The sequence below is a fragment of the Marinobacterium lacunae genome, from assembly GCF_000705555.1.
In the GTDB taxonomy this organism is placed as follows: Bacteria; Pseudomonadota; Gammaproteobacteria; order Pseudomonadales; family Balneatricaceae; genus Marinobacterium_D; species Marinobacterium_D lacunae.
On record NZ_JMQN01000028.1, the window covers coordinates 65,741 to 80,427 of the forward strand.

General features: G+C 55.3%; 16 protein-coding genes. 7 read left to right on the forward strand and 9 right to left on the reverse strand.

Annotation, left to right across the window (positions count from 1 at the left end):
- Positions 1-5: 5 nt before the first annotated feature.
- Genes ADIMK_RS10060 through ADIMK_RS10070 form a run of 3 tightly spaced genes read right to left on the reverse strand, consistent with a single transcriptional unit; the run spans position 6 to position 2,272 of the window.
- Entirely contained in the window at positions 6-695 is a 690-nt protein-coding gene (locus ADIMK_RS10060; RefSeq protein WP_036187182.1) for a lysogenization protein HflD, read from the reverse strand.
- A complete protein-coding gene (gene mnmA, locus ADIMK_RS10065) occupies positions 695-1,810 on the reverse strand; it encodes a tRNA 2-thiouridine(34) synthase MnmA (protein WP_036187197.1) in 1,116 nt (371 codons plus the stop codon). Before mnmA ends, ADIMK_RS10060 begins: the two co-directional genes overlap by 1 nt.
- Before the next feature lie 18 nt (positions 1,811-1,828).
- On the reverse strand, positions 1,829-2,272 hold the full coding sequence (locus tag ADIMK_RS10070) for an NUDIX hydrolase (RefSeq protein ID WP_036187200.1): 444 nt from the start codon (positions 2,270-2,272) through the stop codon (positions 1,829-1,831).
- Between the two features lie 121 nt (positions 2,273-2,393).
- On the opposite strand from ADIMK_RS10070, the gene moaE reads away from it, so the two are divergent.
- Positions 2,394-2,888, forward strand: coding sequence for a molybdopterin synthase catalytic subunit MoaE (gene moaE, locus ADIMK_RS10075; RefSeq protein WP_036187203.1), 495 nt, complete (start codon positions 2,394-2,396; stop codon positions 2,886-2,888).
- Here moaE and ADIMK_RS21690 read toward each other — a convergent pair.
- Together ADIMK_RS21690 and ADIMK_RS10080 are read right to left on the reverse strand one after the other, a co-directional pair.
- Positions 2,815-3,435: a pseudouridine synthase gene (locus tag ADIMK_RS21690; RefSeq protein WP_081849743.1), complete on the reverse strand. Its 621-nt coding sequence runs from the start codon at positions 3,433-3,435 to the stop codon at positions 2,815-2,817. The genes moaE and ADIMK_RS21690 overlap by 74 nt on opposite strands.
- A 198-nt stretch (positions 3,436-3,633) precedes the next feature.
- Positions 3,634-3,840 (reverse strand): cold shock domain-containing protein, encoded by a 207-nt coding sequence (locus tag ADIMK_RS10080; protein WP_036187205.1) that lies wholly within the window; start codon positions 3,838-3,840, stop codon positions 3,634-3,636.
- Positions 3,841-4,075: 235 nt separating this feature from the next.
- Here ADIMK_RS10080 and clpS point away from each other — a divergent pair, with 235 nt between their 5' ends.
- Together clpS and clpA are read left to right on the forward strand one after the other, a co-directional pair.
- Positions 4,076-4,408: an ATP-dependent Clp protease adapter ClpS gene (clpS, locus tag ADIMK_RS10085; protein WP_156042876.1), complete on the forward strand. Its 333-nt coding sequence runs from the start codon at positions 4,076-4,078 to the stop codon at positions 4,406-4,408.
- Between the two features lie 15 nt (positions 4,409-4,423).
- Entirely contained in the window at positions 4,424-6,682 is a 2,259-nt protein-coding gene (gene clpA, locus ADIMK_RS10090; RefSeq protein WP_036187211.1) for an ATP-dependent Clp protease ATP-binding subunit ClpA, read from the forward strand.
- Positions 6,683-6,719: 37 nt separating this feature from the next.
- On the opposite strand, the gene infA is transcribed toward clpA, so the two are convergent.
- The 4 genes from infA to trxB form a co-directional block, all read right to left on the reverse strand.
- Positions 6,720-6,938 (reverse strand): translation initiation factor IF-1, encoded by a 219-nt coding sequence (gene infA, locus ADIMK_RS10095; RefSeq protein WP_028468938.1) that lies wholly within the window; start codon positions 6,936-6,938, stop codon positions 6,720-6,722.
- A gap of 129 nt (positions 6,939-7,067) precedes the next feature.
- Positions 7,068-7,775 carry an arginyltransferase gene (locus ADIMK_RS10100; protein WP_036187217.1) on the reverse strand — a complete coding sequence of 236 codons (708 nt, stop codon included), beginning with the start codon at positions 7,773-7,775 and terminating at the stop codon, positions 7,068-7,070.
- Positions 7,772-8,485 (reverse strand): leucyl/phenylalanyl-tRNA--protein transferase, encoded by a 714-nt coding sequence (aat, locus tag ADIMK_RS10105; protein WP_051692828.1) that lies wholly within the window; start codon positions 8,483-8,485, stop codon positions 7,772-7,774. The genes ADIMK_RS10100 and aat overlap by 4 nt, the downstream gene beginning before the upstream one ends.
- Positions 8,486-8,511: 26 nt before the next feature.
- Positions 8,512-9,468 (reverse strand): thioredoxin-disulfide reductase, encoded by a 957-nt coding sequence (trxB, locus tag ADIMK_RS10110; protein WP_036187219.1) that lies wholly within the window; start codon positions 9,466-9,468, stop codon positions 8,512-8,514.
- A gap of 215 nt (positions 9,469-9,683) precedes the next feature.
- Between trxB and ADIMK_RS10115 the strand changes: the two genes are divergently transcribed.
- From ADIMK_RS10115 to crcB, 4 genes are read left to right on the forward strand one after another with little or no spacing between them, the layout of a single operon-like run.
- Positions 9,684-12,293, forward strand: coding sequence for a DNA translocase FtsK (locus ADIMK_RS10115; protein WP_036187233.1), 2,610 nt, complete (start codon positions 9,684-9,686; stop codon positions 12,291-12,293).
- A 5-nt stretch (positions 12,294-12,298) separates the two neighbouring features.
- Positions 12,299-12,931, forward strand: a complete 633-nt coding sequence (gene lolA, locus ADIMK_RS10120; RefSeq protein ID WP_036187237.1) for an outer membrane lipoprotein periplasmic chaperone LolA — start codon at positions 12,299-12,301, stop codon at positions 12,929-12,931.
- Positions 12,931-14,280, forward strand: a complete 1,350-nt coding sequence (locus tag ADIMK_RS10125) for a replication-associated recombination protein A (protein ID WP_036187240.1) — start codon at positions 12,931-12,933, stop codon at positions 14,278-14,280. The genes lolA and ADIMK_RS10125 overlap by 1 nt, the downstream gene beginning before the upstream one ends.
- Positions 14,281-14,292: 12 nt before the next feature.
- Entirely contained in the window at positions 14,293-14,664 is a 372-nt protein-coding gene (gene crcB / locus ADIMK_RS10130; protein WP_036187243.1) for a fluoride efflux transporter CrcB, read from the forward strand.
- Positions 14,665-14,687 lie beyond the last annotated feature (23 nt).

The following is a 14,687-nucleotide window of genomic DNA, read 5'->3' on the forward strand; positions in this document are numbered from 1 at the left end:
TCAGCTCAGGTGGCGCTCGAAATCTTTTTAAGTGAGGGACGCACCCGGGAGCGGAAGAAAAACAGGTGCCAGCGCTTGCCGCCCACCTGACGCCAGAGAATTACGGCGCGTATGCCGGCGAGCAAAAGTGCGCGAATGCGAGCGGCATTTTCGCTGTTTTGCAGGTGGCGAGGATCGCCGCCCACCTGAATCCGTATGGAAAAGGTACTGAGCGTGTCCTGATAGAGTGCGGCAATACCGGCAATGACGTTGGAGTGCGTGTAGATTGAAGGATCAAACCCATCGGCTCTCTGAACTGGTTCCCCATCATGCGTGCCAGCGAAATATTTCGCCTTTTCGGCGATCTGGTCCAAGCGTTTGCCGATCTCGTCTAGCATATCGGGCCTTGCATTGAGCTTTCTCTCCAATTGAATGAGTGAAAGCGCATAGCGCATGATGTCGGGGTTAAGGCCGCCCGAGCGTTTGTCGACGAGTTCCTGCATCTGCTTCAGCCCAAGGCTCAGGTTGAACGGCAGCTCACGGACACCGCCGAACACATCCTCGGTAACCTTGGGGTTGGATACGAAGAGGCTGGCGATGGAGGCCTCATAGCTGTTTTGCGCAACCATGCCTCTTCTGGCGATCTGTTCAACCAGACTTGCGGCTTGAAACACACCTGCCAACGCAATGGCCTGTTCGTCGTGTGCGCGTGCCATCAGCAGCTCTCCTCTGTCTGAATGCGCGAAGTGGTCTCAATAACGCCGCCGCCAAGGCATTGGTCATCAAGGTAGAAGACGGCTGATTGTCCCGGTGTCACTGCCCGTTGAGGGTGGTCAAACTGTACCTTGTATCCGCTTTCGGTTTGGGTAATCACGCAGTCCTGATCGGACTGGCGATAACGCACCTTGGCTTTGCACTTAAATGGCATGACCGGCGCTGAACCGTTGATCCAGAATATATCGGTACAGGTGAGCCACTCGGCAAACAGCAATGGATGATCTGTGCCCTGAACGGCAATCAGTACGTTGCGTGCCAGATCCTTGCCAGCGACAAACCAGGGCTCTTCGGGGTAGTCTGCAAGCCCGCCGATGCCCAGTCCCTGACGCTGTCCGATTGTGTAGTACATCAGCCCCTGGTGGTCGCCAATCACATCACCATCGGGAGTTTCGATCTTGCCGGGCTGTGCTGGCAGGTACTGTTTGAGGAAGTCGCTGAAGCGGCGCTCGCCGATAAAGCAGATACCGGTGCTGTCCTTTTTGTTATGCGTGATCAGATCGTGTTTTTCAGCCAGCGCTCTTACTGCGGGCTTTTCCAGTTCACCGACGGGGAACAGCGTCAGGGCAAGCTCGGCTTCACCGACCTGATGCAGGAAGTAGCTCTGGTCCTTGTTGTTATCAAGTCCCTTGAGCAAGACAGCATGTCCATCGCGCATGCCTCGGCGTACATAGTGTCCGGTCGCGATCATATCGGCGCCGAGCATCTGGGCGTATTCCAGAAACGCCTTGAATTTGATCTCTCGGTTACACAGGATGTCCGGGTTGGGCGTGCGTCCGGCCTTGTATTCTTCCAGGAAGTGTTCGAAGACGTTATCCCAGTATTCGGCCGCAAAGTTGGCTGTATGAAGGTGAATGCCAAGCTTGTCACATACCGCCTGAGCATCGGCGAGATCCTCCTTGGCCGTACAGTACTCGGTACCGTCATCTTCATCCCAGTTTTTCATGAACAGGCCTTCGACCTGATAGCCCTGCTGCTGGAGCAGCAATGCGGAAACCGAAGAATCGACGCCGCCGGACATGCCGACGATCACTTTAATGGATGCGTTATCGCTCATTGGTTCGCGTTGTGTCCTTCAAGGTTCATGAATCAAAGAAAGCGGGTAGCGTGTGCCGGCCAGGTAATCATCAATGCATTTCAGGACCAGTTCGCTGCGCAGTCTGTGCATATTTTCAGCCACTTCGTCCCGGGTCATCCAAACCGCCCTTATGATGCCGTCATCCAGTTCGCGTGCAGCATCGTGAAAACACGCGCGCGCGATGAAACAGGCCCTGTGATATGTCACGCCATTTGCTGGGGCCTTGTATACATATAGGCCGAGTAGGTGCTCGGGTTCAACGTGCCAACCGGTTTCCTCGAGCGTTTCGCGACGGGCGGCGTCTATGAAATGTTCATCTTCCTCAAGGTGTCCGGCGGGTTGGTTTAAAACCAGATTACTGCCTGAGGTTTCTTCGACCAGAAGGAAGCGGCCGTTGTCTTCCACGATCGTGGCGACTGTCGCGTGTGGTGTCCAGCGCATGAGATATTCGACTAGCGTTCTTAGGATAGGTGTATTGTGCCCGGGAGTTTGGGTATCTGCTCGTGTTGGCCGATAATACCAGTTTGTGAATCTGTACGCTGCCCCGGGAGTGATGGGAAGTATGCCGTTAAATGATATTGCCGTTCAGACTGAAGACTTTGATCTATCGACGCTCAACGATGTTTTGAGGCGCGAGGGCGCACGCAGCGGTGCGGTCGTGACCTTTACCGGTCTCGTTCGGGAACTTGCCAGCGAGCAATTGAATGGGCTTGAGCTTGAGCACTACCCGGGAATGACCGAGAAATCATTGGTTCGCATTGTTGAGCAGGCCCGTGAACGCTGGGACTTGGGGGTGGTGGTTGTCAGACATAGAGTGGGGCAGTTGTTTCTTGGCGATAACATCGTCTTTGTTGGTGTCTCAAGTGCCCACCGGCAAGCGGCTTTTGAGGCTGCGCAGTTTATTATGGACTACCTCAAGCGTGACGCGCCGTTCTGGAAAAAAGAGCTGCTGCAAGGGGGCGGGCACTGGGTTGAACAAAAGACTAGCGATCTTGACGCCGCGGCTTCATGGGCGGCTGGCGACGCCCCCGACGCTGAGAAGAAGGGGCAGTTCTGACGGGTAGGTGGATCTCCGCTATCCTGCTTTCACCGGGGGAAAGGTCATCAAGCGTCCACTGGCCTATCGCGGCCCGAACCAGGCGCAATGTCGGGAAACCTACGGCAGCGGTCATTCTTCTTACCTGGCGATTACGCCCTTCGCTGATTTTAAGCTCTATCCAACTCGTGGGTTGGTTCGCACGTTGGCGGATGGGAGGATTGCGCGGCCAAATGTCTGGCTCTGTCATACGGGAGGCTTTGGCGGGTCGGGTCGGGCCGTCTTTAAGCGTTACACCTTGCCTTAGTCTCGCCAGTGCGTCCTCTGTAATGTTGCCGTCGACCTGCACCCAGTAGGTTTTTTCCAGCTTGAATTTTGGATCGGCCAGTCGATTCTGTACGGCGCCCTCGTCGGTCAGAATAAGAAGTCCTTCAGAGTCATAGTCCAGTCGGCCGGCTGCATAGAATCCGGGCTGCGAGATGTAATCAGCCAATGTCTCTCGGCCTTCGTTGTCTGTGAATTGGCTAAGCACATTGAAGGGTTTGTTAAACAATAAGATACGAGACATTGTTGAGGGCGGACTTCCGAAATGTGTGCGTGTGTAGAGCGTGCTGTATAAAGAATGGGTGATGTGCGCCAAGCGTAGCGTTCAGCCGATCACCTGGATGGCAAATAACGCGCCTATTTGGACGCACAAACCCTTCGAGATCCAGCTGGCGCTGCATCTCTGGTCAAATTGTGCACACAACGGTCGTTGATTGGACACTCAGTCCAGCGTGCGAATATTGACCGCGTGTATGCCTTTTGGACCTGCCTTGGTCTCAAACTGTACTGTCTGGCCGGCTTTGAGGCTCTTGTAGCCTTCGGCCAGAATCGCAGAAAAGTGTGCGAACAACTCCTCGTCGAACTCTTCGGAGAGGATGAAGCCATAACCCTTGGCGTTGTTGAACCACTTTACTTTCCCTGTTTGCATATGCTGCTCCCGTTGATTTCGCTACTCGCGAACCTCCACGCCCTGCGCGGCGTGAAAGGTACTCCTTTACATCATTGCAGGGACTGCTGATACTGGGGAGACCACTCCTGCTCGGGGCAGTATAACATTTGGCCGGCCCGACACTAGGGCCGAATTTCAGTAATTGATATTGTTTGTTGAAGCATAGAGAAATCAGTTGGTTATGTCGTTCTACAACAACAGAACAGTCAGAATGATGGCGGATGACGCCGATGGAGATGAGCGGCGCGGTGATCACGGTGCAGTGGCTGCCGAACAGGTCAAGCCGGAGCTCAAGCGGCCTCCGATGTACCGGGTCGTATTGATGAATGATGACTACACCCCTATGGATTTTGTGGTTGAAGTTCTGATGATTTTTTTCAATATGAATCAGGAAAAGGCGACACAGGTGATGTTGTCGGTCCATACTCAGGGAAAGGGGGTGTGTGGAGTTTTTACTCGAGATGTAGCGGAAACTAAAGCAGCGCAAGTGAATCAATATTCCCGTGAGAATAAGCACCCGCTGCTGTGTGAAGTTGAGTCGGTCTGACAGGAGGCTGCAGCCATGTTGAATCGCGAGCTTGAAGAAACCCTCAGCGCAGCATTTAAGTCTGCCCGGGACAAGCACCATGAGTTTATGACGGTAGAGCATCTGCTATTGGCGCTGCTCGATAACCGTCAGGCTGCCGAAGTGCTTCACGCATGTGGAGCTGATTTTGACCGTTTGCGTCAGCAGCTATCAGTATTTATTGACGAAACCACCCCGTTGTTACCGCAAAATGTACCCAATCTTGAAACCCAGCCGACGCTGGGGTTTCAGCGGGTATTGCAGCGTGCCGTATTCCATGTCCAGTCCTCCGGAAAATCGGAAGTCAGTGGTGCGAACGTTCTGGTCGCAATCTACAGCGAGCAGGAGAGTCATGCTGCCTATGTCTTGCAGCAGCAAGGCATTGAGCGCATCGATGTTGTCAATTACATCTCGCACGGGATTTCTCGGGTCGGAGATTCAGAAAGTCCCGAGTCGGACGCGGCAACCGATGGCGATGAAGGCAACGAAAGCGGCAAGAGTCAGCTGAGCCAATACGCAGTGAATCTGAATCAGCAGGCGGCCCTTGGGCAGATCGATCCGCTGGTCGGCCGTGATGCCGAGGTTGAGCGAGTGGTGCAGATTCTGTCTCGTCGTCGTAAGAATAACCCATTGCTGGTGGGTGAGGCCGGTGTCGGCAAGACAGCCATCGCTGAAGGTCTGGCGAAGCTGATCATTGAAGACAAGGTGCCGGATATAATCTCTAAGAGCGTGGTGTATGCGCTCGATTTGGGCGCCTTGCTGGCAGGTACCAAGTATCGCGGTGATTTCGAGAAGCGCCTCAAGGGGTTGCTTGCCGAGATTAAGCGGCAACCCAATGCGATACTGTTTATCGATGAGATTCACACAATCATCGGCGCAGGGGCTGCATCCGGTGGTTCGATGGATGCCTCAAACCTGCTGAAGCCCCTCCTGAGCTCAGGTGAGATCCGGTGTATCGGTTCGACCACGTTCCAGGAGTTCCGCGGCATATTCGAGAAGGACAGGGCGCTGGCACGTCGTTTCCAGAAGGTCGATATCCTAGAGCCGAGCGTCAGCGATACCTATCAGATTCTCCGGGGGCTGAGATCACGCTTTGAAGAGCATCACAACATCGAGTACACCGATGAGGCGTTGCTGGCGGCAGCTGAACTTGCCGATCGTTATATCAATGACAAGCATATGCCGGACAAGGCAATTGATGTGATTGATGAGGCAGGCGCCTATCAGCGTCTGCTGCCGGAAGAGCGCCGAAAGAAAGTTATCGATGTCGTAGATGTCGAATCGGTCGTCGCCAAGATCGCTCGCATTCCGCCGAAGAGTGTTTCGGTCTCCGACAAGGAGCAGTTGGCGAAGCTTGAGTCCAACCTCAAGATGGTCGTTCTCGGCCAGGATGAGGCGATTGGAACGCTTTCGGCTGCGATCAAGCTCTCCAGAGCGGGTCTCAAGGCGCCTAACAAACCGGTGGGCTCTTTCCTGTTCTCTGGGCCGACAGGGGTTGGTAAAACAGAGGTCACAACGCAGCTGGCCCGCGTTTTGGGGATTGAGCTGGTGCGTTTCGATATGTCGGAATATATGGAGCGCCATACTGTCTCCCGCTTGATCGGTGCGCCTCCGGGCTATGTTGGCTTTGATCAGGGCGGTCTTTTGACCGAGGCGATTACCAAGTCGCCGCACTGTGTGCTACTGCTCGATGAGATCGAAAAGGCGCATCCGGAAGTCTTCAACCTTCTCTTGCAGGTGATGGATAACGGTACGCTCACCGATAATAACGGTCGCAAGGCGGATTTCCGTAATGTCATCCTGGTGATGACGACCAATGCCGGTGCCGAGCAGATGAGTAGGGCTTCCATCGGCTTTACGCGTCAGGATCACAGCACTGATGGTATGGAAGCGATCAAGCGACTGTTTACCCCTGAGTTCCGAAACAGGCTCGATGCGATTATCCAGTTCAAACCGCTGACAAGCGATATCGTCAAAGGCGTAGTCGACAAGTTCCTGACCGAGCTTCAAGCGCAGCTCGACGAGAAGCGCGTCGTTCTGCATGTTGATGATGAGGCGCGTAGCTGGCTTGCCGAGCGAGGCTATGACGAGCTGATGGGCGCACGTCCGATGCAGCGTCTGATCCAAGAGAAGATCAAGAAGCCGCTAGCGGAGATGATTCTGTTTGGAGAGCTTGCCGAGTCTGGCGGGGATGTTGATATCCGCGTCGGCGAGGATGGGGAGCTGGAGCTCGAGGTGGCCACGGTGGCAGCTTAATGGCTGCTCACCGTCTCGTATGCCGCACTCGCGCTTATTAGCGGGCGCGGTATACGATGCGGCCTTTGGTCAGATCGTAAGGTGTCAGTTCAACTTTAACCTTGTCGCCGGTCAGGATGCGGATGTAGTTTTTGCGCATCTTGCCTGAAATGTGCGCTGTAACGACGTGGCCGTTTTCCAGCTCGACACGGAACATCGTGTTGGGCAGGGTGTCGACTACAGTGCCTTCCATTTCAATTGAATCTTCTTTGGCCATTCACTCTTTACCTCAGGGCTGTTTTTTGTACCCGGCAGGATACGCGCCGGTCGGAAAGCGCATTATTTTGCCTGAATCCTGCTGTTATATCAAAGAGATTTGAGGATTGCGTGGTTGCGAGAGGGGGGCTCAGACCCGAATCCACTGATCGGCAATGAGCATATCCAGAGGCTTGAAGGCGGTTTTGTAGTTCATCTTGCGGCAGTCTCTTACCCAGTAACCGAGGTAAAGATAATCAAGGCCCGCTTGTTTGGCCGCTTCGATCTGCCAGAGGATTGCATAGCTACCCAGGCTTCGTTTCTCCTCTTCCGGCGCGTAAAACGTATAGAGTGCGGACAAACCCTGATCGAGTTGGTCAGTCACGGCTATTGCAACCAGCTCGCGGCGACTGTCACGAAACTCATAGAAAGTACTGGGTTGGCGGCCTTCAACCAGAAAGCTCATGAACTGACTCGGCGAGGGCGGGTACATATCACCGTCGCTGTGGCGCTGGGTGATATAGCGATCATAGAGTCGGTAGTATTCGATTGTCAGCTGTGGCGATACGCTTGCGACGCTAAGATCGGCATTGCGTCGCCAGATGCGGCGTTGCGTCTTGGACGGCCTGAATTCGCGTACCGGTATTCTGACTGATACGCAGGCGTTGCAGCTGTCGCAGTGCGGACGATAGATATGGGAGCCGCTACGTCTGAAGCCAAGGTCGCTCAGCTGACTGTACAGGTCCCCAGTTACCTCAGCTTGAGGATCGACAAAAAGCGTCTTGGCCTTGCGGCCCGGCAAATAGCTGCAATCATGCGGCGGTGTCGCATAAAAGCGGAGTGTTTGTAGATCGCTCATGAGGCACTACCCTCGTGTTGGAAGCAATGGCTCGCTCGCCACTCGTGCTCTGGCTGAAGCTGGAGCAGCTTGTTGAGTTGTGCGATAAATGTCGGGCGTGGAATCTCGCGAGCCCCGAGACTGGCCAGGTGATCGTTGTACACCTGACAGTCAATCAAAGCATAGCCCCAGTTTTTCAGATGTTCGACCAAATGAGCAAAGGCGATTTTTGACGCGTCCGTTCGTGTACTGAACATCGACTCGCCGAAAAACACGCCGCCAATGGCCAAGCCGTAAAGCCCGCCAACCAGTTGGTCCTCCATCCATACTTCGACGCTGTGGCCATGCCCGAGGCGGTGCAGTTCGAGGTAGGCGTTCTGCATGCGCGGGCTGATCCAGGTGCCGGCGCTATAGGTGCGGGGCGCAGCGCATGCGGCGATGACCTCTGCGAAAGCTGTATCGAATGTAACGCTGTAGTGTTGTTTTCGAAGCGTCTTGCGCAGACTTCGGGAGATGTGAAGCTCAGACGGAATCAGCACGCAACGCGGATCTGGGCTCCACCAGAGTATCGGCTCGTCATCATTGAACCATGGAAAGATGCCGTTTCTATAGGCCGCGAGTATGCGATCTGGACGAAGGTCGCCGCCAGCCGCCAGTAGGCCGTTGGGTTCTTCCAATGCGGTGTGTACAGGGGGGAACTCAAGGCGGGCCGGATGGAGCCAGGGGATCATGGGCACACCTTGAGTTAATCGCGCACTTACTTGCTGAGCGAGTCGAGGAAACGCTCGGCATCGAGAGCGGCCATACAGCCGAACCCGGCGGAAGTGACTGCCTGACGGTAGATATGGTCACACACATCTCCCGCTGCAAAAACGCCTTCGATATTGGTCTGTGTAGCGTTGCCTTCGAGGCCCGAGCGGATTTTCAGATAACCGTTGTGCATATCGAGCTGGCCTTCGAACAGCTCTGTGTTCGGGCGATGGCCGATCGCAATGAATACACCCTGCAGATCAAGCTCCTGAGTGCTGTCATTCTGAGTGCTTTTGATGCGTACGCCGGTAACGCCGGTTTCATCGCCGAGAACTTCATCAAGCTGATGGTTCCAGATGATCTTGATATTGCCGTTCTCCGCCCGGTCGAAAAGATGATCCTGAAGGATCTTTTCACTGCGCAGGCTGTCACGACGGTGGATAAGGGTAACTTCGGCCGCGATATTGGAAAGGTACAATGCCTCCTCTACAGCGGTGTTGCCACCACCGATAACGGCAACCTTCTGACCGCGGTAGAAGAATCCGTCGCAGGTTGCACAGGCGCTGACGCCTTTGCCCTTGAACGCTTCTTCTGAATCCAGGCCCAGGTATTGAGCGGAGGCGCCCGTGGCAATGATCAGGGCGTCACAGGTGTATTCACCCATATCGCCTTTCAGGCGGAACGGACGGTTCTGAAGATCGGTCTCGTTAATGTGGTCGAAAATAACCTGGGTGTTAAAGCGCTCGGCATGCGCCTGCATGCGTTGCATCAGTTCGGGCCCCTGAACCCCGTCGACATCGCCGGGCCAGTTATCGACATCGGTTGTGGTGGTGAGCTGGCCACCGGCCTGCATGCCGGTAATTACGACCGGGTTGAGGTTGGCGCGGGCAGCGTATACGGCGGCGGTATAACCGGCAGGCCCAGAGCCCAGAATAATCAGACGGTGATGTTGTGTTTCGCTCATGATGATTAGAGTGTCCGTTTTGAATGGAGGTCGTCAGTAGCTTATGTAATTTGGGCCACGAGGAAGAATTTCAATGTGTGGAATGATCAGGAATGTACCTTCAAGGCCAGTTAATGTCCATGCACGTATACGTGGCAACGGGCTCGGCTACTGATGGGTAAATATGGTATTTTTCACCCTCAATCGCATGGGTGACGCAGTAAGGATAGAAGGGCTTGAGCGAAAAGCGTATCGATACTCCGACAGCATTGGGAGTAAAACTGGCCAGGGCCGCCAAGGAGGCGGGGCTGGTGTTGGCAATTGGTTGTAATCTTTTCCTGCTGCTGGCGATATTCAGTTACAACGTGCGCGACCCCGGGTGGTCGCACATGGGGTATCAAAGCGAGGTGTCTAACCTGGCGGGCATTACCGGGGCCTGGCTCGCTGATGTGGCGATATCTATCCTCGGTCTTGGTGCCTATGTCGTGCCGCTGGTCTTGATATGGCCTGCGGTCAGGTTTCTGAGACGGCGGCAGGAGGGGGTGCTTGATGCTATTCCCTTCGTCATGCTGAGAACCACGGGCGCGGTCTTGATGCTTATAGCGTTGTCTGCGCTTGCATCGATGCATATCTCGAATGAAAGCTTGAGGTATCCCTTCACGGCGGGAGGCTTGGTTGGCCAGTCCATATCCGATCTTTCCGTTGCCTGGCTTAGCTTGGCGGGTGGATCTGTTGTGCACTGGACGCTGATGCTCTTTGGTCTGACACTCTACGCTGATATTTCCTGGAAAACAGCGCTGGACGCTTGTGGGGGAGGGTTACTGCACCTGTGGGATCGCGTCTCCGGGGCGTTTGCACGTAAGGCAGCGTATCAACCGGAGCCGGTGAAAGCATCGCCCGCGCCTGTGGCGGAAAAGCCCTCACTGTTCAAACGACGGGTCGCCGCTGAAGCTGAAAAGCCAAAGGCCGAGCCGTCGCGTGCCGCATACGGTTCCGAAACGGCTATCCGCTCGCGCACGCAGCCGATGCCTGAAGTCACAGAATATCAACAGAGTGCGGAGCCGCCTCTGGAGCCCTCTTTTTCGTTCAGTGCACTGGATGATGAAGGTGATGACGCTCCTGAACTGCCGCCTTGGCAGGACATGCCCGAAAAGTCGGCTGCAAGTGCACCTGACAACGCAGCTGTGAGTATGCAAAGGCCCGTTAAGGGTGCGCCGTCTACAGCCGATGCCGGGGCAAGCCGTCGTGGGCTGAAGATTGTGCCGCTGTCAGAGTCTCACAAACCGTTGGTTGAGGAGGAGCCTGCTGAGGCTAAATCGGCGTCCGTACCCTCCAAGCCGATGCACGTTTTGCCATCGCTGGACCTTCTGGATCCGCCTGAACTCCAAACAGAGCAGGGGTACAGTGAAGAAGAGCTAGAGGATATGTCACGCCTGCTTGAGCAGAAGCTCAAGGACTTCGGGGTGGTTGCTGAGGTGGTTGAGGTTAATCCAGGCCCTGTTATCACACGATTCGAACTTCAGCCAGCGCCTGGCGTAAAAGCCAGCAAAATCTCAAACCTGGCGCGTGATCTGGCCCGCTCCATGGCGGTATCCAGCGTTCGTGTTGTTGAGGTTATTCCGGGCAAGTCGGTTGTCGGTATCGAGATACCCAACGCCTCTCGACAGACTGTACGCCTGAGCGAAGTGCTTAACGCCAAGCCCTACCTCGAAGCAAGCTCCAGGCTCACGCTGGCCCTGGGTAATGACATTGCCGGTAATCCGGTGGTTGCGAACCTTGCCAAAATGCCTCACCTGCTGGTGGCAGGTACCACCGGTTCCGGTAAGTCAGTTGGCGTTAATGCGATGTTGCTTAGTCTCCTATTCAAAGCAACACCGGAAGAGGTCCGCCTGATCTTGGTGGACCCGAAGATGCTGGAGTTGTCGATCTACGACGGGATACCGCATCTGCTGACACCCGTTATCACCGATATGAAGGAGGCGGCAGGAGGCTTGCGCTGGTGCGTGGCGGAGATGGAGCGGCGTTATCGCCTGATGGCCAAGATGGGCGTGCGTAATATTGCCGGTTTTAATGACAAGCTTGCGCAGGCAGAACAGCGCGGCGAGGCGATTCCAGATCCTTTGTGGAATCCGCAGGAGATGGGCTTTGATCCGGACGAGCCCGCTCCGGCGCTGGAGCGCTTACCGTATATCGTGGTCGTGATCGACGAATTCGCCGACATGATGATGATGGTCGGTAAAAAAGTGGAGGAGCTGATTGCGCGTATCGCGCAGAAGGCGAGGGCCGCGGGGATACACCTGATATTGGCCACCCAGCGTCCGTCCGTTGATGTTATCACTGGTTTGATCAAGGCGAATATTCCGACCCGAGTCGCCTTTCAGGTGTCATCCAAGATCGACTCCCGGACCATTCTTGATCAGTCCGGCGCTGAAAACCTGCTCGGCTATGGTGACATGCTCTACCTGCCGGCAGGGACCAGTGTTCCGAACCGTGTGCACGGAGCGTTTGTCAGTGACGATGAGGTTCACAGAACAGTAGAAGCCTGGCGCTCTATGGGATCGCCGGTTTATATCGACGATATTCTGAGTGATCCCGGCAGCGATGGCGGCGCCGGAGGAGGCAGCGGCAACCTGTTCGATGACGAGGCTGATCCGTTGTACGACGAGGCAGTGGCATTCGTGACGGAGACGCGAAAAGCCTCCATTTCATCGGTACAACGTAAGCTTAAAATTGGCTATAACCGCGCCGCACGAATGATTGAATCTATGGAGGCGGCCGGTGTCATCAGTGAGGCGGGCTCAAATGGTCAGCGTGACGTTCTGGCACCGCCACCACCGAGAGACTGAGTACTATGTCAAACTATTTTAAAGGCGCGATGATTGGTGCGCTTTTCAGTATCAGCACTGCATTGCATGCCGCAGCCGTTGATCGATTGAGTGAACTGCTCACACGCCACAAGAGTTTTGGCGCCGAGTTCGAGCAATACACCTTGTCAGAGGAGGGGGCTCGTCAAGAGCACTCTACAGGCGAGTTTGTCCTTGAGCGACCTGATCGCTTTGATTGGCGCACGCACACCCCATACGAGCAGCGGATCGTCAGTGATGGGCACTATATCTGGGTGTACGACCCTGATCTGGAGCAGGTTACGCGCAAGCCCGCTGATGATCAGTCCGAGAGCGCACCGGCCCTTATCCTCAACGGTAAAGTTGATGCATTGAGCACTCGATTCGATATTCGTCAGATCGAAGAGGCGGGGAATCGCGAAGTGTTTGAGTTATTGCCGATGACAGATCAAAGAAGTTTTGAGCGCATACGGTTGCTGTTCAAAGATGAAGTGCTCAGCGAGTTGCTGTTGGAGGACAGTCTGGGGCAGCGTACCGCAATTTTGCTCAACGGCATTGAGCTTGATGCTAACCCCGATCCCAAACGATTCACGTTTACGCCGCCTGAAGGGGTGGATCTGATTCTTGATCCGGGGGTTTGATGCAGGATCTGTTTGCTGAACAGACCAGCGGGTACGAGCCGTTAGCGGCACGGATGAGACCCCGCAATCTTGACGAATATGCGGGGCAAGGCCATCTGTTCGGGCGCGGCAAGCCGTTACGGCAGGCGCTTGAACAGGGGTTGGTGCACTCAATGGTGCTATGGGGCCCTCCGGGAGTCGGCAAGACAACACTGGCGCGGCTGATTGCGCAGCAGGTGGATGCGCATTTCACGACCATCTCCGCCGTGCTGGCAGGCGTTAAGGATATACGCCAGGCGGTTGAACAAGCCTCACAGTTGAAGGCGCAAAGTGGACGCAAGACCATTTTGTTCGTCGATGAGGTGCACCGCTTCAACAAGTCGCAACAGGACGCGTTCCTGCCTTATGTCGAGGATGGCACTGTCATATTTATCGGTGCGACAACTGAAAACCCCTCTTTTGAACTCAATAACGCGCTACTTTCGCGGGCCCGTGTGTACATTCTCAGGTCGCTTGAGCGGGATGACCTGCACGGCATCATTACCAAAGCGCTCAAAGACTCCGAGCGAGGGCTTGGTCAGAGGGCGTTGCAATTTGACGAAGGTGTGATCGATCAGTTGATCGTAGCGGCTGATGGTGATGGCCGCCGGGCGCTGAATTTGCTTGAGATAGCGGCGGACCTGGCCCAGCCGGATGGCGCTGTGGAGCGTGTCAGCGCCGAGGTTCTGTCCGAAGTCTTACAGGCCGGTGGCAGGCGTTATGACAAGGGTGGCGATCTTTTTTACGATCAGCTGTCCGCGTTTCACAAGTCGGTACGGGGTTCTTCTGCAGACGGGGCGCTGTACTGGTATTGCCGGATGATAGACGGTGGCGCCGACCCGCTTGTGGTGGCGCGTCGTTTGGTTGCTATCGCATCAGAGGATATCGGTAACGCAGATCCCCGGGCGATGCAGATTGTGTTGTCAGCCTGGGATGCGTTCGAGCGTGTAGGGGCAGCCGAAGGCGAGCGTGCCATAGCGCAGGCCGCAGTTTACTGCGCGCTGGCGCCAAAAAGTAATGCCTTGTATCGCGCGTTTAAACAGTGTCTGGCCGATGTCAGGGCGGACCCGAGTTATGAAGTGCCGGCACATTTGCGCAATGCCCCGACATCGTTGATGAAGGAGTTGGGGCACGGTGCTGAATACCGATATGCCCATGATGAGCCCAATGCTTATGCAGCCGGCGAGGTGTACCTGCCGGATGAGATTGCTCAGCGGTGTTATTATCAGCCAGAACCGAGAGGGCTTGAGATCAAGCTCGGCGAAAAGCTGGAGCGTTTGCGGCAACTGGATCAACAAAGCCCACGAAGACGGACGCAGTCCAAGGCTTAGAAGGATAAGCGCATGATTCACTGGTTACTGGTCGCCCTGGGCGGCGCCGTGGGTGCTATGGGACGTTACTGGGTCAGCGGTGTCTTGAATAACGCAGAGAATAAGCTGCCTTTGGGCACGCTGACGGTGAATGTGCTGGGCTCCTTTCTGATGGGCGTGTGCTTCGTGCTGGTACTGGAGCGCGCAAAGTTATCGCCCGAGATGCGTCCCCTGTTGATGACCGGTTTTATGGGGGCTTTTACGACATTCTCCACCTTCTCGCTCGAGGCTGTGGCGTTGATTCAGGAGGGGCATATAATGTCCGCCCTGATTTATATATCATTGAGCCTTCTTCTATGTCTGGCCGCTTTATATGTGGGCTTGGCATTGACCCGTCTTATCTGATGCGGGCGAGATTTCCGAGCGCT

Bases quoted from the DNA above. Each gene is read 5' to 3' on its own strand.
- ADIMK_RS10060 (WP_036187182.1), bottom strand. From the start codon at position 695: ATGGCACGCGCACACGACGAACAGGCCATTGCGTTGGCAGGTGTGTTT.
- mnmA (WP_036187197.1), bottom strand. From the start codon at position 1,810: ATGAGCGATAACGCATCCATTAAAGTGATCGTCGGCATGTCCGGCGGC.
- ADIMK_RS10070 (WP_036187200.1), bottom strand. From the start codon at position 2,272: ATGCGCTGGACACCACACGCGACAGTCGCCACGATCGTGGAAGACAAC.
- moaE (WP_036187203.1), top strand. From the start codon at position 2,394: ATGCCGTTAAATGATATTGCCGTTCAGACTGAAGACTTTGATCTATCG.
- ADIMK_RS21690 (WP_081849743.1), bottom strand. From the start codon at position 3,435: ATGTCTCGTATCTTATTGTTTAACAAACCCTTCAATGTGCTTAGCCAA.
- ADIMK_RS10080 (WP_036187205.1), bottom strand. From the start codon at position 3,840: ATGCAAACAGGGAAAGTAAAGTGGTTCAACAACGCCAAGGGTTATGGC.
- clpS (WP_156042876.1), top strand. From the start codon at position 4,076: ATGGCGGATGACGCCGATGGAGATGAGCGGCGCGGTGATCACGGTGCA.
- clpA (WP_036187211.1), top strand. From the start codon at position 4,424: ATGTTGAATCGCGAGCTTGAAGAAACCCTCAGCGCAGCATTTAAGTCT.
- infA (WP_028468938.1), bottom strand. From the start codon at position 6,938: ATGGCCAAAGAAGATTCAATTGAAATGGAAGGCACTGTAGTCGACACC.
- ADIMK_RS10100 (WP_036187217.1), bottom strand. From the start codon at position 7,775: ATGAGCGATCTACAAACACTCCGCTTTTATGCGACACCGCCGCATGAT.
- aat (WP_051692828.1), bottom strand. From the start codon at position 8,485: ATGATCCCCTGGCTCCATCCGGCCCGCCTTGAGTTCCCCCCTGTACAC.
- trxB (WP_036187219.1), bottom strand. From the start codon at position 9,468: ATGAGCGAAACACAACATCACCGTCTGATTATTCTGGGCTCTGGGCCT.
- lolA (WP_036187237.1), top strand. From the start codon at position 12,299: ATGTCAAACTATTTTAAAGGCGCGATGATTGGTGCGCTTTTCAGTATC.
- ADIMK_RS10125 (WP_036187240.1), top strand. From the start codon at position 12,931: ATGCAGGATCTGTTTGCTGAACAGACCAGCGGGTACGAGCCGTTAGCG.
- crcB (WP_036187243.1), top strand. From the start codon at position 14,293: ATGATTCACTGGTTACTGGTCGCCCTGGGCGGCGCCGTGGGTGCTATG.